This is a genomic window from Pseudorhodoplanes sinuspersici, from assembly GCF_002119765.1.
Taxonomy (GTDB): domain Bacteria; phylum Pseudomonadota; class Alphaproteobacteria; order Rhizobiales; family Xanthobacteraceae; genus Pseudorhodoplanes; species Pseudorhodoplanes sinuspersici.
In genome coordinates, this window is the sequence record NZ_CP021112.1 from 5102486 (window position 1) to 5123927 (window position 21442).

Genomic DNA, 21442 nt, shown 5'->3' on the forward strand with positions numbered 1-21442 from the left:
CCGTCTTACTTGATCGCAGCGAACGCGCCCTCCAGATCGGCGATCAGATCGTCCACGTCCTCGATCCCGACCGACAACCGCACAAGACCGTCGTTGATACCGAGCTCCGCCCTCACCTCTGGCGGTACCGATCCATGTGTCATCACGCCGGGATGCTCGATCAGGCTTTCGATGGCGCCAAGGCTTTCGGCGAGCGCGAATAATTCCGTCCGTTCGAGGAACGCTTTCGCACCATCGAGATCGGTTTTCAATTCCACCGAGATCATGCCGCCGAAGGCGCGCATCTGAGCTTTCGCCAACGCATGCTGCGGATGGCTCTCAAGTCCTGGATAGATCACGCGCTTCACTTTCGAATGCGCTTCCAGCCACTCGGCAATTTTCAGCGCCGATGCCGATTGCCGCTCCATCCGCAATGACAGGGTTTTCACGCCGCGCAATGCCAGGAATGAATCGAATGGCCCCTGGATGCCGCCGATGGCGTTCTGCAGAAAGCCGAGCCGCTCACGCATGTCCGCATTGTCGCCAACGACGGCAATGCCGCCGACCATGTCGGAATGACCGTTGAGATATTTCGTCGTCGAATGCACCGCAATATCGAATCCATGCTCGATCGGCCGCTGGATATAGGGGCTGGCAAAGGTGTTGTCGGCGACCGCAATGATCCTGTGCTTGCGCGCGATCTCGGCAATGCGCGTCAGGTCGGCGAGCTTCAGCAGTGGATTGGTCGGCGTCTCGACCCAGATCATCTTCGTGTCGGGGCGGATCGCCTTCTCCACCGCCGCCAGATCGCTCAGGTCGACATAGGTCGTTTTGATCCCGGCCGAGCGCTCGCGCACGCGCGCGAACAGCCGCCGTGTCCCGCCATAGAGATCGTCGGACGCCACCACATGCGCCCCCTGATCGAGGCATTCGAGAATGGTCGAGATCGCCGCGAGCCCCGACGCGAAGGCAAATCCGGCCGTCCCGCTTTCCAGATCAGCCACGCAGCGCTCGAAGGCCATCCGCGTCGGATTTTGCGAGCGCGCATATTCATAGCCTTTGTGAACGCCGGGACTCTGTTGCACATAGGTCGAGGTCGCATAGATCGGCATCATCACCGCGCCGGTCGTCGGATCGGGCGACTGGCCGGCATGGACGCAGCGGGTGGCAAAGCCGGGACGGTTGGGTTTGGTCATTGATGAAACACCGGTCTGTCGCTGTGCGATGAAAGATTCAGCACGCCAGTAATCACAAAACGTTAGTCTGGTCACGCCATAGAATAAGATGCTGCTGTACGGTCTGAATTCGATACTTATATTGCTGAAATCGATCTCGGGCTGTGTATCCCGTCCTGCATGGACGGCAACAAGGTCTGGCTTCCCTGATGTATTGCGCAACGATCGGCACCCAGCGTTATACGTTCGACGACCTGAAGACCTTGCTCGCCAAGGCAACGCCCCTGCGCAGCGGCGACCAGTTGGCCGGCGTTGCCGCCGAAACAGGTGAGGAACGCGTCGCCGCGCAGTTTGCGCTGGCCGACCTGCCGCTCGATACATTCCTGCGGCATGACGTCGTTCCCTATGAGACCGATGAAGTCAGCCGGCTGATCGCCGATACGCATGATCGCGATGCCTTTGCGACGGTGTCGCATCTCACCGTCGGCGGGTTTCGCGACTGGCTGCTGTCAGACGAAGCAACGGCCTCGTCACTCACCGCCCTCGCCCCCGGCATCACGCCGGAAATGGCGGCCGCCGTCTCCAAGATCAGCCGGCTGCAGGATCTGATGGTGATGGCGGCGAAATGCTCGGTCGTCACTCGCTTTCGCAATACCATCGGCTTGCCCGGACATTTCTCCGTCCGCCTGCAGCCCAACCACCCGACCGACGATGCCCGCGGCATTGCCGCCAGCATCCTCGATGGGCTCTTGCTCGGGTCAGGCGACGCCGTCATCGGCATCAACCCCGCCACCGACAGCGTCGAGCGCGCGCACATGTTGCTCTGCATGCTCGATGACATCCGCCAGAAGCTCGACATCCCGACACAAACCTGCGTGTTGGCGCATGTCACGACGACGCTCGAATTGATGCACAAAGGATCACCTGTCGATCTCGTGTTTCAATCCATCGCCGGCACGGAGGCGGCCAACAAGGCCTTCGGCATCGACCTCGCCCTGCTGACGGAGGCGCACGATGCGGCGCTATCGCTGAAGCGTGGCACGATCGGCAACAACGTCATGTATTTCGAAACCGGTCAAGGCAGCGCGCTTTCCGCCAACGCCCACCACGGGGTCGATCAACAAACGCTCGAAGCGCGCGCCTATGCCGTGGCGCGGCGCTACAAACCGCTGCTGGTCAACACGGTGGTCGGCTTCATCGGCCCGGAATATCTGTTCGACGGCAAGCAGATCACACGCGCCGGACTTGAGGATCATTTCTGCGGCAAGCTGCTCGGTCTGCCGATGGGTGTCGATGTCTGCTACACCAATCACGCCGAGGCCGATCAGGACGACATGGATGCGCTTCTGGCACTTCTTGTCGCCTCCGGAGTGAATTTTATTATGGGCGTTCCGGGCGCCGACGACATCATGCTCGGCTACCAGAGCACCTCGTTCCATGATGCGCTGGCGATGCGCGATCTCTTTGACCGCAAGCCGGCGCCGGAATTCGAGGACTGGCTGTCGCGGCAAGGGCTGATGAACGAGGCTGGACACATCCGCCCGCGCGAATTGCCCGGCCGTTTCCGCGCCCTGCTTCCGGATCTGTCATGACCGACGACTGCTCTCCACCGTCCGGCATGCCATCGCAAGTTGATGCGCTGTGGATCGATCTGCGCCGGCTGACAGCGGCACGGATTGGGCTCAAGCGCACCGGCGCGTCGCTCGCAACCAGTCCGCTGCTCGATTTCAGGCTGGCGCATGCCCGCGCCCGCGATGCCGTCCATGAGCCGCTCGACGACAAACGGCTCGCCGGCGATCTCGCGCCTCTCGGGCTGCCGGTGATCGATATCGCCAGCGCCGCCAACGACCGCACGAGCTATCTGATGCGCCCCGATCTGGGCCGCCAGCTTGCCAGCGGAGCTGAGACCGCACTGCAAGCATATACCGCGCGTTACGATATCGCGTTTGTCATCAGCGATGGACTGTCGGCGCGCGCCATACAGTCGCATGCGGCGCCGGTGCTGGCTCATCTGCTGCCTGCCTTGCAAAAGCGGAACTGGGCGATCGCGCCGCTTGTCATCGTTCGTAATGGGCGGGTTGCGATCGGCGACGCCATTGCCAACGTGCTGAACGCGGATTGCGTTGCGACACTCATCGGCGAGCGGCCGGGACTCTCTGCTCCCGACAGCATGGGAGTCTATTTGACCTGGCAGCCCAGCCCGCGAAGTACCGATGCCGACCGCAACTGCATCTCGAACATCCGGCCCGACGGCATCGGCTATGCGGATGCAAGCAGAAAGATGCGGCATCTTTTGCAGACCATCCGGTCGCAGCAGCTGTCGGGGGTGAAAATCAAGGACGGTTCAGATCGATTACTAGACAACGAAGGCTGATAAACAATCAGCTTATTGCATCGTCATGCGGAAATAATTGATCAGGTCGATCCGCGTCACGAGACCGAGATAACGATCTCCGTCCATCACGATCGCCACATAATCCTGCTTGAACAACGGGACCAGATCGCGGATCGGCGCATCCGCCGATATCGTCTCCAGCTTCGTCACCATCATGTCCTTGACCGGGCGGTCGAACGCCTTGTCCTCGCCGAGCGTCAGCACGGCGCCAAGGAGATCACTCTCGGTCACGAGCCCGACGATGCGGTCGCCTTCAATCACGGGAAGCTGCGATACATCGGAGGCTCGCATGCGGGCAAAGGCCGCACGCAGATTGTCCTGCGGCCGCACCTCGACGGCACTGCCGCCACCGTGCGGGCTGGATACCAGATCGCGCACCTTGCCGGTGCGCGCACCGATGAAGCCTTCCTGCGCGAGATAGGCTTCGTTGAACACCTTGGAGAGATATTTCGCGCCGGAATCGCAGACGAGTGTCACAACGCGTTTTGGCTCGCTCTGCTCGCGGCAATAGCGAAGCGCCGCCGCCAGCAACGTGCCCGATGACGAGCCGCCGAGAATACCCTCCGCGCGCATGAGCTCGCGTGCCGTTGCAAAGCTCTCACGATCGGGAATGGTATAAGCATCTTTCACCAACGACAGGTCGCAATTAGGCGGAATGAAATCTTCGCCGATGCCCTCCACTGCCCAGCTTCCGGCTGATCTCATCTCGCCGGTCTTCACATATGGCGCAAGGATCGACCCTTCCGGATCGGCCAGCACCATCTTCGTCTTCGGCGAATACTGGCACATGTAGCGGCCGATGCCGGTCAGCGTGCCGCCGGAACCGACGCCGACCACGATCGCATCGATATCGCCATCCATCTGCCGCAGGATTTCCGGCGCGGTCGTCTGCTCATGCGCGTAAGGGTTTGCCGGGTTTTCGAACTGGTTGATATAGATCGCGCCCTTGGTTCGCGCGGTGAGATCGGCGGCGAGATCCTGATAATAATCGGGATGGCCTTTGCCGACATCGGAGCGCGTGACGATGATCTCCGCGCCCATCGCCCGCGCATGCAAAATCTTCTCGCGCGACATCTTGTCGGGAACGACCAGAATGGTGCGATAGCCCTTGCGCGCGCCGACGAAGGCCAGACCCAGGCCCGTATTGCCGGCCGTCGCCTCGATCACCGTGCCGCCCGCCTTCAGCCGCCCGTCATATTCGGCCGCCTCGATCATCGCGCGCGCCGGCCGATCCTTGATTGAGCCGGACGGGTTCTGGCTTTCAAGCTTGAGGAACAGCCGGCATGGCCCGGTCTCGAGCCGGGTCACTTCAACCAGCGGCGTGCCGCCAATGAGATCGATGATCGAGGTCATTTAGATTTCGCTCCGGTCTCCCAGTCATACACGAAAGAGTGACGTCTGAAGACCGGTTGATCCAGCTCAATACGAGGCGATGCAATCCAGATCAGATACATTTGAATATTTGCAAATATGAGCAGTCATGTCGCCCAAGATCAAATTTTCTGCCGTGGCGGGCGCCGTCCTCATCGTGGCGGCTGCGATATTCTATTGGTACGGCACGCGGGAAATTGCGGTTCGGATTGCCAATCCGCAGACCGATACGGACGTCAGGGTCTTTGGCATTGGCACGGTTGAAGCTCAGGTCGTCTCCAAGGTCGGCTTTCAACTGGCCGGCAAGCTCAGCCAAATCGGCGCGGACCAAGGCGACTTTGTGAAAACGGGCACGCTGTTGGCCAAGCTCGACGACGACGCACAGCGCGGCAAGCTGATGAAAAGCGAAGCCGCCCAAAGGCAGGCCGCGGCCAACCTGCTCAGGGCACAGGCCCAGCGCGACCGCGCCGATGTCCTGTATCAACAGAAAAAAAGCGTCAACTTCCGGCGCCAGACCCTGGTCGGGCGCGGAACCGTGTCACAGGAAGCAGCCGAAGATACACAGGCCGCCGAAGAAATCGCACGCAGCGAGCTCAAACTGGTCGAAGCGGATGTCACTGTCGCCAATGTGTTGCAGGACGATGCCGCCGCACAACGACGGATCGACGCCGTCCTCCTCGATCAACATGAGTTACGCGCACCCTTCGATGCCAGGATCGTCGCGCGCCATAAGGAACTCGGCAGCGTGGCCAATGCCGGCGAAGCGGCCTTCACGCTGATCGAACCCGCTTCGATCTGGATTCGTGCCTATGTCGACGAAGCCTCCGCCGGCGGACTGCAAATTGGTCAGAAGGCTTTTGTCCGCCTTCGTTCTGAAGCCAATACCGAGGTCGAAGCCGAGGTCGTCCGCATCGATCAGGAGAATGACCGCGTTACCGAAGAGCGCCGCGTCTATGTTCGGTGTCTGCAATGCGGCCCGGAGCATCAATTCCGCTTCCTTGGCGAGCAGGCGGAAGTCGAAATCGTCAAGAAACGCATCGCCGCTGGGCAATTCATCCCGCTGAAATTCGTCGAAGGCTATGACGGTCGTTCCGGCACGATCTGGGTTCTCGAAAACGGTCGCCTGGCCAAACGACAGGTCCAATTCGGCGAACGGCTGCTGGATGGCCGCGTCCAAATCGTCGGAGGGACGACACCAGACACGGCCATTGTCGCCGACGACAAACCGGGAATGCGCGTAGGCCGTGCGGCGCGCGCCTCTTCCGATTCAGGATCATGACGTGAATCTCGCGTTACGCGATATCAAGCATAATCTCGGCCGGTTCCTGCTGACATGCCTGGGGCTCAGTCTGCTGCTCGGCATCGTGCTCGCCATGGTCGGCATTTACCGCGGGTTGATCGAGGAGTCGCTCGGTCTGGTTCGCGCGGCGAAAGCCGACATCTGGGTTGTCGAGGGCGGCACGCGCGGGCCGTTCGCAGAATCCTCGCGGCTCCCGGCCGACACACGCGAAATTATCGCCGCCCAGTGGGGCGTTGCCGCCGCCGGTTCCGTCGCCTACCAGAATGCGGAGGTCCTGCATCGCGGCACCACACAAAGGCTGCTCGTTGTCGGCTCCGAGATCGGGCGCATCGGCGGCGCGCCGCATATCGCAGAAGGCCGTCCGATCCTGCGCAGCCGCTATGAAGCGGTCGCCGATATCCAAACCGGCCTCGCGCTCGGTGAGCGGATCAAACTTGGGCGCGACAATTTCACGATTGTGGGATTGACGCGGGGGCTTGTCGCGTCCGGTGGCGATCCGGTCGTCTTCGTCTCGCTCCGTGATGCCCAGAAACTGCAATTCGATCTCACGCCCGCTGCCGCGCACCGCGAAGCCGCCAGAAATCCAGCAGCGACCGGTTCGACCGACACGGTGAATGCGGTGCTGGTGCAATTGCTGCCCGGAGTCAGCAGCGAGCAATTCGCCGCCGCCATTGATCGCTGGAAGCATCTGGGCGCGCTGACGCAGGATCAGCAGGAGACCGTTCTGTCACGATCGGTAATCGAACGTGCGCGACGCCAGATCGGACTGTTTACCAGCCTGCTCCTGGTTGTTTCTGCCGTGATCATCGGCCTCATCATCTACACGATGACAATCGACAAGAAGAAGTCGATCGCCACCCTCAAACTGATTGGAGCACCGGACAGCAGGATCGTCGGCCTGATCGTTCAGCAGGCTTTGGCGATGGGCGTCATCAGTTTCGCAGCGGGTGCGGCGCTCATCAACGCCATGCACGGATATTTTCCGCGCCGCGTCGTTCTCGAAAGCGGCGATGCCATGCTGCTCTTCGCCATCGTCCTGTGCGTTTGTTTATTGGCGAGCGGGCTCGGCGTCAGGACCGCACTGAACATCGACCCGGCGTCTGCCCTTGCAGGATGAGATATCGAACATGCCGGTTGTCGAGATCAGAAACATCTCCAAGCATTTCGGCGAAGGGTCAACGCGTGTCGATGCGCTGCGCGATGTCTCGCTCGATATTCACGCCGGGACAGTGATCGGACTGCGCGGCCCAAGCGGTTCCGGAAAGAGCACGCTTCTCAATGTGATCGGCTGTATCCTCGAACCCAATTCCGGAACGATGACTTTGAACGGCGAACTCGTCTATGCGCAGAAATGGCTGCGGCACGATCTGAGACGATTGCGGCTTGAGAAGATCGGCTTCATTTTTCAGTCGCACAATCTTCTGCCCTTTCTTAATGCGTGGGAGAATGTTGCCATTGCCAACATTCTGGCAGGAAAAAGCCAGGCGATGGCGCGGAAGCGCGCCATCGAGCTGCTCGCCTATCTCGGCGTCCAGAAGCGCAGCGGCGCCATGCCGGGTCAATTGTCAGGCGGCGAAGCCCAGCGCATTGCGATCGCTCGCGCGCTTGCGAATGATCCGCGCATCATCCTCGCAGACGAGCCGACGGCGGCTCTGGATTCCCAGCGTGCAGGCGCAGTCATGGACTTGCTGCGGAAGGTGGCGGAGGAACATCGCTCCGCCGTGATCGTCGTGACCCACGATGAGAAAATCTTCGATCGCTTCGATCGTATTTTCACATTGCGTGACGGTGCACTCGAGCGGACTGAATCGCTCGCAGCCTGACGCAGACACGGAATGGTCCGCTTCGCCGATCCCGTGCCCCTGTCAAATCTTCATCCACTCCATCAGCGTCTTCGTCACGAATTCCGGCTGCTCCAGCGTCGAGAGATGTCCGCAATTTCGCACCACAACATGCCGGCTGCCGGGGATCAGGCTCGCCATCTCCTCCGCCAGATGCGGCGGCGTCAGTTGATCGCCGTCGCCGACCAGCACCAGCGTCGGGCATGTGATGGCTGGCAAAAAGGGCCGCGAATCCGGCCGCGTCATGATTGCCTGCTGCTGCCGCACGAAAGCCTCGGCACCGCTCATCAGGCTCATCTCGGTCACCACCGCCTTCAAGGCCGCATCGTCCTTTCGCTCGGCGTGAACGAGGAGCGGCCACAGAATATCGTTAATCGCCTCGAGCTGGCCATTCTGAGCCATGGCAATCTGGGCCTTGCGGCGCTCGGTCTGCTCGGGCGTGTCGCTGCGCGAGCCGGTGTCCAGCAAGGCCAGTTTGGCCACCCGCTCCGGCGCGATCCGCATGATCGCTAGGGCAATGTAGCCACCCATGGACAGTCCGGCCAAAGCAAACCGGCGGGGCGCGTTATCCAAAATCTGCCGGGCAATGGTGTCGACATGGTCCGCCCGCCGGTGATCCGCCACGGTTATTGGCCCGAACGTCCCTAACGCAGGCATCTGCCCGGTATAGAGGCGCGCGGTGCAGGCGAGGCCCGGAATCAGCACAATTGGCAGGCTTTTCATATCGCTCATGTCATCATTCCGTCATCGCTTCAGCGCCGAAAACGCTTGTATTTATTTAACTTAACCAACCTTTGCAGCATTGACTTTCGGCCCCCCGGCCCTATGTTCCCGGCAACGGTTTGACCGACAGGATTCGACCGCCCTTCCCCGCGCGAAATGTCGTCATCTCATGATCCGGCGCGGATGAAAAATGCCCGGGCGGCGCCGTTCAGAGGTTTCATGTCTTTTTCCCAGCTCGGTTTGTCCGACAAAGTATTAGCCGCAGTTCAGGCTGCGGGTTACACCAATCCCACCCCCATTCAGTCTGAAGCCATTCCGCACGTGCTCGCAAGGCGCGACGTCCTCGGCATCGCCCAGACCGGCACCGGCAAGACCGCGGCGTTTACCCTGCCGATGATCACCATGCTTGAGACCGGCCGCGCGCGAGCCCGCATGCCGCGCACGCTGATCCTCGAGCCGACCCGCGAACTCGCCGCACAGGTGCAGGAGAATTTCGAGAAATACGGCGCCGGGCAAAAGCTCAATGTCGCGCTGCTGATCGGCGGCGTCTCCTTCGACGATCAGGATGCCAAGTTGATGCGCGGCGTCGATGTGCTGATCGCAACGCCGGGCCGCCTGCTCGACCATTTCGAACGTGGCCGCCTTCTGCTCACCGGCGTCGAACTGCTGGTGATCGACGAAGCCGACCGCATGCTGGATATGGGCTTCATTCCCGATATCGAACGCATCTGCAAACTGGTTCCATTCACCCGCCAGACGCTGTTTTTCACCGCAACGATGCCCTCGGAAATCCGGCGCATCACCGAGCAGTTCCTGCACAATCCGGTCAAGGTCGAGACCTCGCGTCCGGCCACTGCTGCCACCACGATCACGCAGCAACTCATCAAAAGCGGCCGCGAACCGCATGACAAGCGTGAAACATTGCGCCATATCCTGCGCACCGCAGAGAACTTCAAGAACGCGATCATCTTCTGCAATCGCAAACGCGAAGTCGCGCTGCTGCATCGCTCTCTGGTCAAGCACGGCTTCAATGCGGTTGCCTTGCACGGCGATCTCGATCAATCGACCCGCACCGCCGCGCTCGACAAATTCCGCAAGGGCGAAGCCGATCTGCTGATCGCATCCGACGTCGCCGCCCGCGGCCTCGATATTCCGGATGTCAGCCACGTCCTCAATTTCGACGTGCCATTCCATGCGGACGATTACGTGCATCGTATCGGCCGTACCGGCCGTGCTGGGAAAACCGGTGTCGCCTACACCATTGTCACCTCGGCCGATCACAAGTCGGTCCTGGCGATCGAGAAACTGATGGGCCAGGCGATCCCCACCGGTCCCGAGATGGCCGCCAAATCCGAGGAAGCCGAACAATTGCCGCCAAAGCCGGCTCGCCGCGAACGCTCCGGCAACCGCAATCGTGCCCCACGCAAACCGGCTTCCCAAGTGCCGGCCGCCGCTGCCCCGGCTCCCGTGACCCGGATTGATCAAGCCCGCCGCAAGCCGCAACCGGTGGCTGACCTGGAGCCGGATCACTCACATTTGCCGGCGTTTCTGCTGCGGCCAGTCGTCCGCGTCAAAGCGTAAGGTCATCCGTCTTTTAGAGCGCAATCAAACACTCAAAGCCCTTTTGAGCGGACCGCCTGTCTGACGATGAATATTTACCCCCCGTTCATGGCTGTCGAATAGCTTTTTGAAAGTTTGAAGCTTCCGGCCACCCCCCAATGGCGGGGGCTGGCCATATTGCGTTGCGCGCGTTCGGGGATCCAAGGAATGGCGACCAGCAGCGGCGAGCACGAACGCACTTTGGCGTTCGCCGAGATCGCGCTCGGGCAGATCAAGGCCCTCCGTCAGCCGGCATCGCCGCGCAATTTCGAAGTTTGGTATTCTTACGCCACCGGCTACTACCCGTCGTTGAACGAGATGGTCAACGACATCCTGTCGCGCACCGGCACATTGTCGGAGCACGACGCCGACAGCATCTACAACCTGTATCTTTCACCCACACGTCTTGGCGACAAGATCGACAAGGTCGGCGCCCGTGTCGTGGACGAGATCGAGCAGGTCATGGCGATGGTGGATGCGGCCGTCGGTTCGGCCAGCAATTATTCGGAGAGCCTTGCCGGCGTCTCGCGCAGTCTGCCAGCGGCCGATCGCGAAGGCGTACGCACCATCATCGAAAGCCTCGTCGGCATGGCCAAGGAGATGGAGCTGATCAATTACAAGCTTGAAGAGCGTCTCTCCGCCTCAAAACGGGAGATCAACCAGCTTCAGCGCAATCTCGAAGTCGCGCGCAATGAAAGCCTGACCGACCCGTTGACGTCGCTGTCCAATCGCAAATTCTTCGATCAGACACTGACCAGGGCCGTCGCCGAAGCCGCCACCGACAATGAAGCCTTGTCGCTGATCATGACCGACATCGATCACTTCAAGACATTCAACGATACCTATGGTCACCTGACCGGCGACCAGGTGCTGCGGCTCGTCGCGCTGTCGGTAAAGCAGAACGTCAAAGGCCAGGACACCGCCGCACGCTATGGCGGCGAGGAATTCGCCGTGATCCTGCCCGATACCGTGCTGCGCTCGGCCGTCACCGTTGCCGACCACATCCGCCGCGCGGTGATGAGCAAGGAATTGATGAAGCGCTCGACCGGTGAACATCTTGGCCGCGTGACGATCTCGATCGGCGTTGCCACGCTGCGGCGGGGCGACACGGTGCAATCATTGATCGGCCGTGCCGACGCTTGCCTCTATGCCGCCAAGAATACTGGCCGCAATCGCGTGATCTGCGAAACCGATCCGGAAGTCTCGGCCAACGAGAAGACCGCCGCGGTCGCGTGACCGCAAGCCTTCAAAAACTCCACGTCGCGAACAGATAACCGGCAAGCCCGCTCCCGTTCACGCCCCTCTGTCCTTTATTGATGCCAGGCAACGGCAGATTGGTATTGATCGCCGAAGCGATCGAGCTACCCAAAAGATTGTTGAAGAACACGGGATTGAACAGCCCAAGGCCGAGCAGGCCGATCGGTCCGCCGCTGTCGATATCGGCCTTCACGTAACCCACCTCCGCGCCAAACCTGAGCTTGTCGTCGGGCTTGTAGATCAGGTTCGCCGCATAGCGGTTGGTGCGGATCGACGGCGACTGGCGATCCATGGCCAAATCGAGCGCAAGATAGCTCGTCATCGCGTTCGCCTCCCAATGCTCGGAGAAGACATGATGATAGGATCCGACGATGCTCCAACCTTTTGTCGTGACTGGCACGCTGACGACGCCCGCGAGGGTCGACAGGTCGGCGACCGTGCCGAGATAGGGTGACGCATTCACCGCGTACGTGGCCTGCATGCTGAAGGCGCTGCCATCCTCGCCCCATTTCACCGGCAAGGTCAGCCCCGCGGTCGTCGCCCAGCCAAAGGCATCGAACGCTTGCGGACGCCCCGCGAATGCAAGCTGCGGATGGGTGCCGTCGATACGCAGGTCATGCACCATGCCGGCGAGCTGAAATTCGGTATCGTCCTTCTCGTAATAGAGCTTGGCGCTCGCGACCGGGTCTTTCGGATACACGGTGACGAAATCAGACTGACCTGCCTGCGAGGTCGGCAGGCCGGTTTCGTAAGCCAGCGTGAAGGTCCAGGCATCGTTGAGTTTGAACTCGTACCCGGCGAGCCCCACCGTGCGCTGCGGCGCCGTCGCGGAAAACTGGAAATCGCCCGACCAGAAATTCATCTGGCTGTCGGTATAGCCCCCCTTGAAACCGGACCAGGTGAGGATGCCCTCGATCAGCGTCGCAATGCCATTGCCGCCATCGACCGTCGTCTTTTCGTATTGAACCTCAAACCCCGTCTTCAGATCGCCAAGCGACGTCTTGCGCGTGGTATCGACACGGATGCTGGCATCGAAGGTGCCGAGTTCGCTTGCATTGGTCAGGCCGCCCTGCCGTGTGGTCAGGATCGGGATGCGGCTGCCGGAATTCTTCTGCTTCTGATAGACGATGGACAACTCGCCCGACACTTCGAAACACGCGCCCTCCCAGGCAAACCGCTTCCACAACGGCACCGGCTTGTCGTCGTCGTCATCATCGTCGGATTTGCAGATCTCGGATTGCTTGGCGGGCACGGGCAGGACCTGCGCCAGGGCCACAGCAGGGATGGCAAAAACAAGGGCCATCGCGGCGCAGATGATCGCCGGCACGCGCATTCCAACGCAACGCAGCTGAACGCAACGAGTCCCGCACACAACGCATTCCCCCGCCCGCATTGGGCAGAGCGATCAGCGCTTCGTCAAGCGTCTGGCTTTGGTTGTCCGCTTGGTCTTTCCGGATTTGCTCGCCGTTTTTGATGCCTTGGGGCTTTTTGATCTGGCCGCGCGCTGAGGCATGGCCGTTTTGCGCTTGAGCACGTTTTTGGCCTTTGACCTGCCTGCCCGTTTGACGGTTGTCTGACGCGGTGCCGATTTGCTCAGCGCCGCCGCAAGAGCGCGCGAGGCCCATTGCGCCAGTTCGTCCGGGTCGTCGTAAAGCCGATCCGGCATCCGGCGATACGACCTTATGCCCCGCATGACGCCATTTCGCTCATATTCGAACGGTGGCAGGTCCTCGCGCACGAAATCGGACTCGTTCTTCTCATCAACCTTGAGATAGAGCACGCCCTGCGACGACAGCAGTGCGAACATCACGCTGTCGGCATAGACGCCCGCCCCACCGAACAGGCGCCGCACGGTGACGGGACGAAAGCTGGAAAACAGATCGCGGATGAATTCAGCGTCCATGCTCTATGCACCCGCTCGTCCCCGCGAAAGCGGGGACCCAGACTTTTCAATTTTACTGGATTCCCGCCTTCGCGGGAATGAGCGGAAACAGCAAGCGCTTAATGCGCCGCGACCGCGTCGCCCTCGGCGGGCGTGATCTGCACCGACTCGCCGCAGCCGCAGGCCGAGGTCTGGTTCGGATTGTTGAACACGAACTGCGCCGCCATCTTGTCGATCTTGTAATCCATCTCGGTGCCGAGCAGGAACAGCACCGCCTTGGGATCGATCAGGATACGCACGCCCTTGTCCTCGACCACCTCATCTGTGGCCTTAGCTTCCTGCGCATATTCCATGGTGTAAGCCATGCCGGCGCAGCCGCCATTGCGCACGCCGACGCGCAACCCGGCGATCGGGTGATCCGATTGCGCCATCAATTCCTTGATGCGCTCGGCGGCAGCTTCGGTCAGCCGCATCACCTGTGGCCTTGGACGGGCAGTAGCCATTCTTGCAACTCTCCTCTCACCGGATTCAAGGTCCGGCAACGGACTCGCATGCCACTAAAATAACAACGAAATTCGCCGTGTGAAGGCCGCAAAACCTGGATTTGCTCCAGCCATTCCGGCGCCTCAATAGATCGCCCACAAACCGGGTGTGGCCAATTCGAGCAAATGACCGTCCGGATCGCGGAAATAGATGCTGTGGCCGCCGCGTGGCCAGTCGGTCCGGCCCTCGATGGCAATCCCGTGCGAGTCCAGCCGCTTGGTCCAGACCGGCAGGTCGTCCGCACTGACCGCGAACGCGATATGCAGCGGCCCGTGCCCGTCATGCGGCGGAATGGTGCCGCCCGGCAGATGGACTGTTTCCAGCGTTGCGCCACGATGAAACAGCAAAAGCACATTCCTGCCGCCAACGTCATAGGCGCGGAAGCGGGAATCCTGCGTCAGCACCGGAAGTTCAAGCACCTGTTCGTAAAACCGCGCCGCCGTCTCGAGATCGTCGACATAGAGCGCCGTTTCCAGAACGCCGTTGAGCTTCGGTGCCAAACGCCTCATCACCACATGTTCAGGACGAGACGGGCCTCATCGGACATGCGGCTTGGATCCCACGGCGGATCCCAGACCACCTGCACGGTGACCGGGCCGACGCCCTGCACGCTCGCCACCGCATTCTCCACCATCATCGGCAGTTCGGCGGCGGCGGGGCAATTCGGCGTCGTCAGCGTCATATCGACATCCACGGTCCGGTCGTCCTTGATATCGACCTTGTAGATCAGGCCGAGTTCATAGATGTCCGCCGGGATTTCCGGGTCATAGACGGTCTTCAGCGCCGAGACGATATCCTCGCTCATGCGCGACAACTCCTCGGCCGGCAGCGCCGATTCCGGCTGCGGCGCAGCCTGGGTTTCGGCGGGTTGTGTTTCTGCAGTCTTTGTTTCGTCGGTCATGAGAAAAATTCCTGGGCCTTCACGAGGGCGCGCGCAAGGCTGTCGACTTCGTCCTTGGTATTATAAAGCCCGAATGATGCCCGGCATGTGGCCGTCACGCCGAGTCGGTTCAAGAGCGGCATCACGCAATGGGTTCCGGCTCGCACGGCGACGCCGGAGCGGTCAATGATGGTGGCGACATCGTGCGGATGCGCCCCCTTCATTTCGAAGGAAATCACCGCCCCCTTTTCCTTCGCCTGGCCGAAGATCTTCACCGAATTGAGTTCCCGCAGCCGGTCATGCGCATAGCGGAGCAGGCTTTCCTCGTGCGCGCGGATGCGCTCCTTGCCGATCGAATTCACGTATTCGATGGCGGCGCCGAGACCGATCGCCTGCACGATCGGCGGCGTACCGGCTTCGAACTTGTGCGGCGGATCGCCATAGGTGACGCGGTCCTCGAACACATCGCGGATCATCTCGCCGCCGCCATTGAACGGCGGCATGGCTTCGAGGTGCTGCGACTTGCCCCACAGCACGCCGATACCAGACGGCCCGTAGATCTTGTGGCCGGTGAACACGTAGAAATCACAGCCGATGTCCTGCACGTCGATCGGCAGATGCACCGCAGCCTGGCTGCCATCCACCAGCACCGGAATGCCGCGCGCATGCGCAATGCGGACCACCTCTTTCACCGGCACATAGGTGCCGAGTGCATTCGACATATGCGTGATCGCGACCATCTTGGTGCGCGGCGTCAAGAGCTTCTCGAACTCGTCGATCAGGAAATTGCCGTCCTCGTCGATCGGCGCCCATTTGATCACCGCGCCCTGCCGTTCGCGCAGGAAATGCCATGGCACGATGTTGGAATGGTGCTCCATGATCGAGAGCACGATCTCGTCGCCCTCTTTCAAGCGCTCGCGGCCGAAGGTGTAGGCAACGAGATTGATCGCCTCGGTCGCGTTGCGCGTGAATATCACTTCTTCCTTGCGCGGGGCATTCAGGAATTTCGCGACGATCTCGCGCGCGCCTTCATAGGCGTCGGTTGCGGCATTGGCGAGATAATGCAGACCGCGATGCACATTGGCATATTCATGCGTGTAGGCATGCTGGATGCGATCCAGCACCGCCTTCGGCTTTTGCGCGGAAGCCGCGTTATCGAGATAAACCAGCGGCTTGCCATAAACCTGCATCGCCAGCGCGGGGAAATCCTCGCGAATGCGGGCAACGTCATAAGGCTCGATCGTGACAGCCTTGTTCATGCACTTCACTTTCCTGTCCCTCCCGCACAGGGAGGGATAACAACTACGTCCGGGACGCGAGCCAGTCGCGTGTCTGGGTCATCAGCGCCTCGCGCAAGGCTTCATGGCTCACCGCTTCAACCGTCTCGCCGACAAAGGCCTCGATCATCAGCGCCTCGGCTTCCTTCTGCGGAATGCCGCGTGCCCTCAGATAGAATAGCAGATCCTCATCAAGCGCGCCGGCCGTGGCGCCGTGTCCGCAGACGACGTCGTCGGCGAAGATTTCCAGCTCCGGCTTGTGATCGGCTTCGGCATCTTCTGACAGCAGCAGCGCATGCGAGGCCATCTTGCCATCGGTTTTCTGCGCGTCCGGGCGCACGATGATCTTGCCCTGAAAGACCGAGCGGCTCTCATTGTCGAGCACCGACTTGAACAATTCACGCCCGGTGCAGTGACCGACCACGTGGTCGATTTCCATCGTGGTGTCGGCATGCTGGCGCCCGCGCAAGAGCGAAGCCCCTTGCAAGGCGAGTTCCGAGCCCTTGCCGTTCAGCGCGATGAAGATCTGATGGCGCGACATCGCCCCGCCGACATTCATCGAAAAGCTGCTGAGCCTTGCGTCGCGTCCGACCTGCGCGCCGAGCGTCGACAGCCCGAGCGCGGCATTGCCGGCATTGTTGTTGCGGATGTGATCGATCTTGGCGCCGTCGCCGGCATCGATCTCGACCAGCGTGTTCGACTGATAAGCTACGCCCTCCGGTCCATCATGCGTCTCGATCAAGGCGACCGATGCGCCCGCCTCCACAACCACAAGCACACGCGCGAAACTCGCCTGCGCAACATGGCCGGTGTTGCGGAAGATGAGATGCAGCGGACGCTCCAGTTTTGTACCGGCCGGCACATGCAGGATGGTCACATCATTCATGAACGCGGTGTTGAGCGCGACCGCGGCATTGTCGGCATAGCTGCGCCCGCTGTTCAGCGCCTGCGTGACGGTTGGCGGCAGCGCATCGCCATTCGCCAGGCGATACCAGTTGAAACCTTCGGTCTTGCCAGTCGAGACATCGCGTCCGTTCACGAACAGGACGCGATGCGCATTGACAAGATCGAGCGGCGTCGCCTGTTGCGCCGCAGCCTCGACCTCGGCGCGCGACGGCGCATCGGCGATCGGCGGCAAGTCGCGCATAAAGGCGCGCAGGTCGGTATATTTCCAGTCCTCGACGCGGCGCGTCGGCAGGCCTTTCGCTTTCAGCGTCTCGAATGCCTGTTGCCGCTGGCGCGCGACCGGCACGCCGCCCCAGGATTGGGTGGCGTTGAAATCCGGAAAGCGCGAGAGGATCGCCTCTTCCGCTGCCGAGCGTATGAGAGTGAGTTCCGCCATCGCGCTCACGCGGCCTCGCCGACATACTGGGCGTAGCCCTTCTCTTCGAGTTCGAGCGCAAGCTCCTTGCCGCCGGTGCGGACGATGCGACCACGCGACAGCACATGCACCACATCCGGCACGATGTAATCGAGCAGGCGCTGATAGTGGGTGATGACGACGAACGACCGCTCCGGCGAGCGCAGACGATTGACACCGTCCGACACGATCTTCAAGGCGTCGATATCGAGGCCGGAATCGGTTTCGTCGAGCACGGCAAGGCGCGGCTCCAGCATCGCCATCTGCAGGATCTCGTTGCGCTTCTTCTCGCCGCCGGAAAAGCCGACATTGACCGCACGGCGCAGCATGTCCTGATTGATCTCGAGCCTCGCCGCGGTGTCGCGCACCTTCTTCATGAATTCCGGCGTCGACAATTCCTCTTCCCCGCGCGCCTTGCGCTGCGCATTCACCGCGGTGCGCAGGAACGTCATCGTCGCAACGCCGGGAATCTCAATCGGATACTGGAAGGCCAGGAACAAACCCTTGGCCGCACGCTCATCCGGCTCCATGCCGAGCACGCTCACACCGTCGAGCAGCACATCGCCCTCGGTGACGTCGTAATCGGCCTTGCCGGCCAGCACATAGGACAGCGTCGACTTGCCCGAGCCGTTCGGACCCATGATGGCATGCACCTGCCCCTTCTCGACGGTGAGGTCGAGGCCATTGAGGATTTTCTTGCCGCCGATCTCGACGTGCAGGTTTTTGACTTCAAGCAGAGACATCGTGTTGATCCAGTTAGTCGCCGAGCGTCGCGATCTGATCGATCAGCTCATTGAGTGTTGTTTCGCGGCCGCCGCCATAATCGACAAGGTTGGTCGAAGGCGCGGCCACGCTCAGGGAGACCCGGAACAGATCGGGACCCGCACGGCGCACGATCAGAAACCGCCCGCCCCCCTTGATGAAGAGATCGTCGTTCTCGCGAAACACGTCCGCGTCCGGGAAATATCGCGAAACGCAGTCGACCATGTCCCCGGCCGGCTTGTCCTGCCCGAGACACGCGGCAGCTTCTGCCCTGAATTCGTCCGGGCTCATCCGACGCTGCCTTCCAGCGAGATCGAAATCAGCTTCTGCGCTTCCACCGCGAATTCCATCGGCAGTTGCTGCAGCACGTCCTTGACGAAACCGTTGACCACAAGCGCGGTCGCCTCTTCCGCCGACAATCCGCGCTGGCGGCAATAGAACAGCATCTCTTCGGAAATCTTCGAGGTGGTCGCTTCGTGCTCGAACACCGTCGAGGAATTCTTGGCTTCGAGATACGGCACCGTATGCGCACCGCATTTGTCGCCGACCAAGAGCGAGTCGCAGTTGGTGAAGTTGCGCGCGCCCGATGCCTTGCGATGCGCCGACACAAGCCCGCGATAGGTGTTCTGCGATTTGCCCGCGGCGATACCCTTGGAGATGATCCTGGAGGTCGTGTTCTTGCCGAGATGAATCATCTTGGTGCCGCTATCGACCTGCTGCATGCCGTTCGAGATCGCGATCGAGTAGAATTCGCCGCGCGAGTTATCGCCGCGCAGGATGCAGCTCGGATATTTCCAGGTGATCGCCGAACCGGTCTCGACCTGCGTCCAGGAAATCTTCGCGTTCCTGCCACGGCAATCGCCACGCTTGGTGACGAAGTTGTAGATGCCGCCGCGGCCTTCCGCGTCGCCCGGATACCAGTTCTGAACGGTCGAGTATTTGATCTCGGCGTCGTCGAGCGCCACGAGTTCAACCACCGCCGCGTGAAGCTGGTTCTCGTCGCGCATCGGCGCGGTGCAGCCTTCGAGATAGCTGACGTATGAGCCCTTGTCGGCGATGATCAGCGTGCGCTCGAACTGGCCGGTATTCTTCTCGTTGATGCGGAAATAGGTCGACAGTTCCATCGGGCAACGCACGCCCGGCGGCACGTAGACGAACGAACCGTCGGAGAACACCGCCGAGTTCAGCGTCGCATAGAAATTGTCGGTCACCGGCACGACGCTGCCGAGATATTTCTGCACGAGTTCCGGATATTCGCGGATCGCTTCGGAGATCGGCATGAAGATCACGCCGGCCTTGGCCAGCTCCGCCTTGAACGTGGTCGCAACCGAAACCGAGTCGAACACGGCGTCGACCGCGACGCGGCGCTCGCCTTCAGGCCGCACCACACCGGCGAGGATTTCCTGCTCGCGCAGCGGAATGCCGAGCTTCTCGTAGGTCGCAAGGATTTCCGGATCGACCTCGTCAAGCGAGGCCAGCGCCTTCCGCTTCGGCGCCGAGTAGTAATAGTAATCCTGGAAATCGATCTTCGGATACTGCACGCGCGCCCAGGTCGGCTCGCGCATGGTCAGCCAGCGGCGATAAGCCTCCAGCCGCCAGTCGAGCATCCACTGGGGCTCGTCTTTCTTCGCCGAGATAAAGCGGACGGTATCTTCGGACAGGCCCTTCGGGGCCTTCTCGGATTCGATCAGCGTCTCGAATCCATACTTATACTGGTCAACGTCGATACGGCGAACCTGTTCGACGGTCTCTTGTACGGCCGGCATTCTAATCTCCCCTTGCGGTTTCAAGGACCGCAGCGGACGGTGTCGGTTATGGTCAGTTCTGGCCTTGCGTCGGTTACCCTCCGCCAAGCCGCTCAAGCGGCGATGATGGTTCGCCCCTTAAGTAGTGATTCCGAGAGCTTTCTCCAAGCTTTCAGGCAATGATCAATTTCGGCCTCGCCGGTCGCATATCCGGTGGAAATGCGGATCGCGCCGCGGGCAAGCCCGGCCTCGATCCCCATGGCCGCCAGCACATGCGAGGGCTGGACCTTGCCTGAGGAACAGGCAGAACCCGATGACACGGCAACCCCCTCAAGGTCAAAGGCGATCACCGCCGTTTCGGCCTTGAGACCGGGATGGGTAAACAGGGTCGTGTTGGGCAGGCGCTGCGCGCCCTGTCCGAAAATGATGGCCTCGGGGCTTGCAGCCCTGATCCCGGCCTCGAGCCGCTCCTGCAGCCGCGCCATCTGCGCAGAATCGCTCTCCCGGGCCGCGCCGGCAGCCTCAGCCGCCACACCAAAGCCGGCGATCGCCACCACGTCCTCGGTCCCAGCCCGCAGGCCGCGTTCCTGCCCGCCACCGCGGATCAGCGGCTCAGACAGGTGCAATCTGTCATGGCGCACCAGCGCGCCGGTCCCCTTGGGACCACCCAGCTTATGCCCGGAAATTGTCAGAAGATCGGCACCCAAGGCTTTGATATCACAAGGAATACGTCCCGGCCCCTGCACCGCGTCGACATGCAGCAGTCCGCTGGCTTCATGCACGAGATCGGCAATCTCCCGGGTTGGCTGGATCACCCCGGTCTCGTTATTGGCCAGCATGACCGACACCAGCGCCGGCCCCGCCTTCAGGGCGGAGCGCAAAGCCTCAAGATCGATGATACCTTGGCCAGTTACGGGAATGTTCTCAACACGATCCGCAGGAAACCGCCCGCCCTGTCCGGCGGAAGGATGCTCGATGGCCGAGACCAGGAGCCGGTCAAAGATCGCGCCCCCCCTGCCAGCCGACCAGGCCGGCGACAGCGCCATCATATTGGCCTCGGTGCCGCCCGAGGTGAACGTCACCTGCGCCGGATCCGCTCCCACCAGGGCCGCCACCTGCGCCCGCGCCCGCTCCACGGCGACGCGCGCTGCCCGTCCCTCGGCATGAACCGATGATGGATTGCCGGCCAGATCGAAGGCCTCGGTCATCACGGCGCGCGCCCGCGGCCGCAGCGGGGCGGTCGCATTCCAGTCCAGATACGCACGCGCGCTCATCACCACACTGAGTACCGGTTTCGAACCCTGTTCCGAACCTCGTTCTGCCCTTTGGCTCGCCATCGGGACAGTCAACGTC

21 protein-coding genes are annotated in these 21442 nt (G+C 61.4%); 7 read left to right on the top strand and 14 right to left on the bottom strand.

What is annotated here, in order from left to right; genetic code table 11:
* Positions 1 to 5: 5 nt before the first annotated feature.
* A complete protein-coding gene (locus tag CAK95_RS24910) occupies positions 6 to 1175 on the bottom strand; it encodes a trans-sulfuration enzyme family protein (RefSeq protein WP_086090366.1) in 1170 nt (389 codons plus the stop codon).
* A 185-nt stretch (positions 1176 to 1360) separates the two neighbouring features.
* On the opposite strand from CAK95_RS24910, the gene CAK95_RS24915 reads away from it, so the two are divergent.
* Together CAK95_RS24915 and eutC are read left to right on the top strand one after the other, a co-directional pair.
* Positions 1361 to 2746, top strand: a complete 1386-nt coding sequence (locus tag CAK95_RS24915) for an ethanolamine ammonia-lyase subunit EutB (protein ID WP_086091644.1) — start codon at positions 1361 to 1363, stop codon at positions 2744 to 2746.
* Complete coding sequence (gene eutC / locus CAK95_RS24920; protein WP_245303512.1) at positions 2743 to 3528, top strand: ethanolamine ammonia-lyase subunit EutC; 786 nt, start codon at positions 2743 to 2745, stop codon at positions 3526 to 3528. Before CAK95_RS24915 ends, eutC begins: the two co-directional genes overlap by 4 nt.
* 12 nt (positions 3529 to 3540) lie before the next feature.
* Here eutC and CAK95_RS24925 read toward each other — a convergent pair whose 3' ends face one another.
* Positions 3541 to 4902 (bottom strand): pyridoxal-phosphate dependent enzyme, encoded by a 1362-nt coding sequence (locus CAK95_RS24925; RefSeq protein WP_086090367.1) that lies wholly within the window; start codon positions 4900 to 4902, stop codon positions 3541 to 3543.
* A 127-nt stretch (positions 4903 to 5029) separates the two neighbouring features.
* Between CAK95_RS24925 and CAK95_RS24930 the strand changes: the two genes are divergently transcribed.
* From CAK95_RS24930 to CAK95_RS24940, 3 genes are read left to right on the top strand one after another with little or no spacing between them, the layout of a single operon-like run.
* On the top strand, positions 5030 to 6199 hold the full coding sequence (locus tag CAK95_RS24930) for an efflux RND transporter periplasmic adaptor subunit (protein ID WP_086090368.1): 1170 nt from the start codon (positions 5030 to 5032) through the stop codon (positions 6197 to 6199).
* 1 nt (position 6200) lies between these two features.
* A complete protein-coding gene (locus CAK95_RS24935) occupies positions 6201 to 7337 on the top strand; it encodes an ABC transporter permease (protein ID WP_086090369.1) in 1137 nt (378 codons plus the stop codon).
* Between the two features lie 10 nt (positions 7338 to 7347).
* Positions 7348 to 8043: an ABC transporter ATP-binding protein gene (locus CAK95_RS24940; RefSeq protein ID WP_086090370.1), complete on the top strand. Its 696-nt coding sequence runs from the start codon at positions 7348 to 7350 to the stop codon at positions 8041 to 8043.
* A 42-nt stretch (positions 8044 to 8085) separates the two neighbouring features.
* Here CAK95_RS24940 and CAK95_RS24945 read toward each other — a convergent pair whose 3' ends face one another.
* A complete protein-coding gene (locus CAK95_RS24945) occupies positions 8086 to 8793 on the bottom strand; it encodes an alpha/beta fold hydrolase (RefSeq protein WP_198343760.1) in 708 nt (235 codons plus the stop codon).
* Positions 8794 to 9003: 210 nt separating this feature from the next.
* Between CAK95_RS24945 and CAK95_RS24950 the strand changes: the two genes are divergently transcribed.
* Together CAK95_RS24950 and CAK95_RS24955 are read left to right on the top strand one after the other, a co-directional pair.
* Positions 9004 to 10365, top strand: a complete 1362-nt coding sequence (locus CAK95_RS24950) for a DEAD/DEAH box helicase (protein ID WP_086090371.1) — start codon at positions 9004 to 9006, stop codon at positions 10363 to 10365.
* 186 nt (positions 10366 to 10551) lie between these two features.
* Positions 10552 to 11619 (top strand): GGDEF domain-containing protein, encoded by a 1068-nt coding sequence (locus CAK95_RS24955; RefSeq protein WP_086090372.1) that lies wholly within the window; start codon positions 10552 to 10554, stop codon positions 11617 to 11619.
* Between the two features lie 10 nt (positions 11620 to 11629).
* On the opposite strand, the gene CAK95_RS24960 is transcribed toward CAK95_RS24955, so the two are convergent.
* The 11 genes from CAK95_RS24960 to CAK95_RS25010 all read right to left on the bottom strand — a co-directional run bounded on the left by CAK95_RS24960 (position 11630) and on the right by CAK95_RS25010 (position 21363).
* Positions 11630 to 12967, bottom strand: coding sequence for a hypothetical protein (locus CAK95_RS24960; protein WP_147413534.1), 1338 nt, complete (start codon positions 12965 to 12967; stop codon positions 11630 to 11632).
* Between the two features lie 78 nt (positions 12968 to 13045).
* On the bottom strand, positions 13046 to 13543 hold the full coding sequence (locus CAK95_RS24965; protein ID WP_086090374.1) for a TfoX/Sxy family protein: 498 nt from the start codon (positions 13541 to 13543) through the stop codon (positions 13046 to 13048).
* Between the two features lie 98 nt (positions 13544 to 13641).
* A complete protein-coding gene (locus CAK95_RS24970; protein WP_086090375.1) occupies positions 13642 to 14025 on the bottom strand; it encodes a HesB/IscA family protein in 384 nt (127 codons plus the stop codon).
* Between the two features lie 123 nt (positions 14026 to 14148).
* Entirely contained in the window at positions 14149 to 14574 is a 426-nt protein-coding gene (locus CAK95_RS24975) for a VOC family protein (protein ID WP_086090376.1), read from the bottom strand.
* The gene (locus CAK95_RS24980; protein ID WP_086090377.1) at positions 14574 to 14966 is read right to left on the bottom strand and encodes an SUF system Fe-S cluster assembly protein; all 393 of its coding nucleotides are present in this window, start codon (positions 14964 to 14966) and stop codon (positions 14574 to 14576) included. The genes CAK95_RS24975 and CAK95_RS24980 overlap by 1 nt, the downstream gene beginning before the upstream one ends.
* Positions 14963 to 16204, bottom strand: coding sequence for a cysteine desulfurase (locus tag CAK95_RS24985; RefSeq protein ID WP_086090378.1), 1242 nt, complete (start codon positions 16202 to 16204; stop codon positions 14963 to 14965). Before CAK95_RS24985 ends, CAK95_RS24980 begins: the two co-directional genes overlap by 4 nt.
* Before the next feature lie 43 nt (positions 16205 to 16247).
* Entirely contained in the window at positions 16248 to 17564 is a 1317-nt protein-coding gene (gene sufD, locus CAK95_RS24990) for a Fe-S cluster assembly protein SufD (protein ID WP_086091647.1), read from the bottom strand.
* Positions 17565 to 17569: 5 nt separating this feature from the next.
* Positions 17570 to 18319 (bottom strand): Fe-S cluster assembly ATPase SufC, encoded by a 750-nt coding sequence (sufC, locus tag CAK95_RS24995; RefSeq protein WP_086091648.1) that lies wholly within the window; start codon positions 18317 to 18319, stop codon positions 17570 to 17572.
* A 19-nt stretch (positions 18320 to 18338) separates the two neighbouring features.
* Positions 18339 to 18635 carry a hypothetical protein gene (locus tag CAK95_RS25000; RefSeq protein ID WP_086090379.1) on the bottom strand — a complete coding sequence of 99 codons (297 nt, stop codon included), beginning with the start codon at positions 18633 to 18635 and terminating at the stop codon, positions 18339 to 18341.
* Positions 18632 to 20110, bottom strand: a complete 1479-nt coding sequence (gene sufB / locus CAK95_RS25005; RefSeq protein ID WP_086090380.1) for a Fe-S cluster assembly protein SufB — start codon at positions 20108 to 20110, stop codon at positions 18632 to 18634. Before sufB ends, CAK95_RS25000 begins: the two co-directional genes overlap by 4 nt.
* Positions 20111 to 20202: 92 nt before the next feature.
* Positions 20203 to 21363, bottom strand: a complete 1161-nt coding sequence (locus CAK95_RS25010; RefSeq protein ID WP_086090381.1) for a cysteine desulfurase family protein — start codon at positions 21361 to 21363, stop codon at positions 20203 to 20205.
* Positions 21364 to 21442: the final 79 nt, after the last annotated feature.

Coding starts and splice junctions, on each gene's coding strand:
- CAK95_RS24940 (WP_086090370.1), top strand. CDS start 7,348: ATGCCGGTTGTCGAGATCAGAAACATCTCCAAGCATTTCGGCGAAGGG.
- CAK95_RS24950 (WP_086090371.1), top strand. CDS start 9,004: ATGTCTTTTTCCCAGCTCGGTTTGTCCGACAAAGTATTAGCCGCAGTT.
- CAK95_RS24925 (WP_086090367.1), bottom strand. CDS start 4,902: ATGACCTCGATCATCGATCTCATTGGCGGCACGCCGCTGGTTGAAGTG.
- CAK95_RS24985 (WP_086090378.1), bottom strand. CDS start 16,204: ATGAACAAGGCTGTCACGATCGAGCCTTATGACGTTGCCCGCATTCGC.
- CAK95_RS24975 (WP_086090376.1), bottom strand. CDS start 14,574: ATGAGGCGTTTGGCACCGAAGCTCAACGGCGTTCTGGAAACGGCGCTC.
- CAK95_RS25000 (WP_086090379.1), bottom strand. CDS start 18,635: ATGAGCCCGGACGAATTCAGGGCAGAAGCTGCCGCGTGTCTCGGGCAG.
- CAK95_RS24980 (WP_086090377.1), bottom strand. CDS start 14,966: ATGACCGACGAAACAAAGACTGCAGAAACACAACCCGCCGAAACCCAG.
- CAK95_RS24930 (WP_086090368.1), top strand. CDS start 5,030: ATGTCGCCCAAGATCAAATTTTCTGCCGTGGCGGGCGCCGTCCTCATC.
- eutC (WP_245303512.1), top strand. CDS start 2,743: ATGACCGACGACTGCTCTCCACCGTCCGGCATGCCATCGCAAGTTGAT.
- CAK95_RS24955 (WP_086090372.1), top strand. CDS start 10,552: ATGGCGACCAGCAGCGGCGAGCACGAACGCACTTTGGCGTTCGCCGAG.
- CAK95_RS25010 (WP_086090381.1), bottom strand. CDS start 21,363: ATGAGCGCGCGTGCGTATCTGGACTGGAATGCGACCGCCCCGCTGCGG.
- CAK95_RS24970 (WP_086090375.1), bottom strand. CDS start 14,025: ATGGCTACTGCCCGTCCAAGGCCACAGGTGATGCGGCTGACCGAAGCT.
- sufD (WP_086091647.1), bottom strand. CDS start 17,564: ATGGCGGAACTCACTCTCATACGCTCGGCAGCGGAAGAGGCGATCCTC.
- CAK95_RS24965 (WP_086090374.1), bottom strand. CDS start 13,543: ATGGACGCTGAATTCATCCGCGATCTGTTTTCCAGCTTTCGTCCCGTC.
- CAK95_RS24945 (WP_198343760.1), bottom strand. CDS start 8,793: ATGAGCGATATGAAAAGCCTGCCAATTGTGCTGATTCCGGGCCTCGCC.
- CAK95_RS24910 (WP_086090366.1), bottom strand. CDS start 1,175: ATGACCAAACCCAACCGTCCCGGCTTTGCCACCCGCTGCGTCCATGCC.
- sufB (WP_086090380.1), bottom strand. CDS start 20,110: ATGCCGGCCGTACAAGAGACCGTCGAACAGGTTCGCCGTATCGACGTT.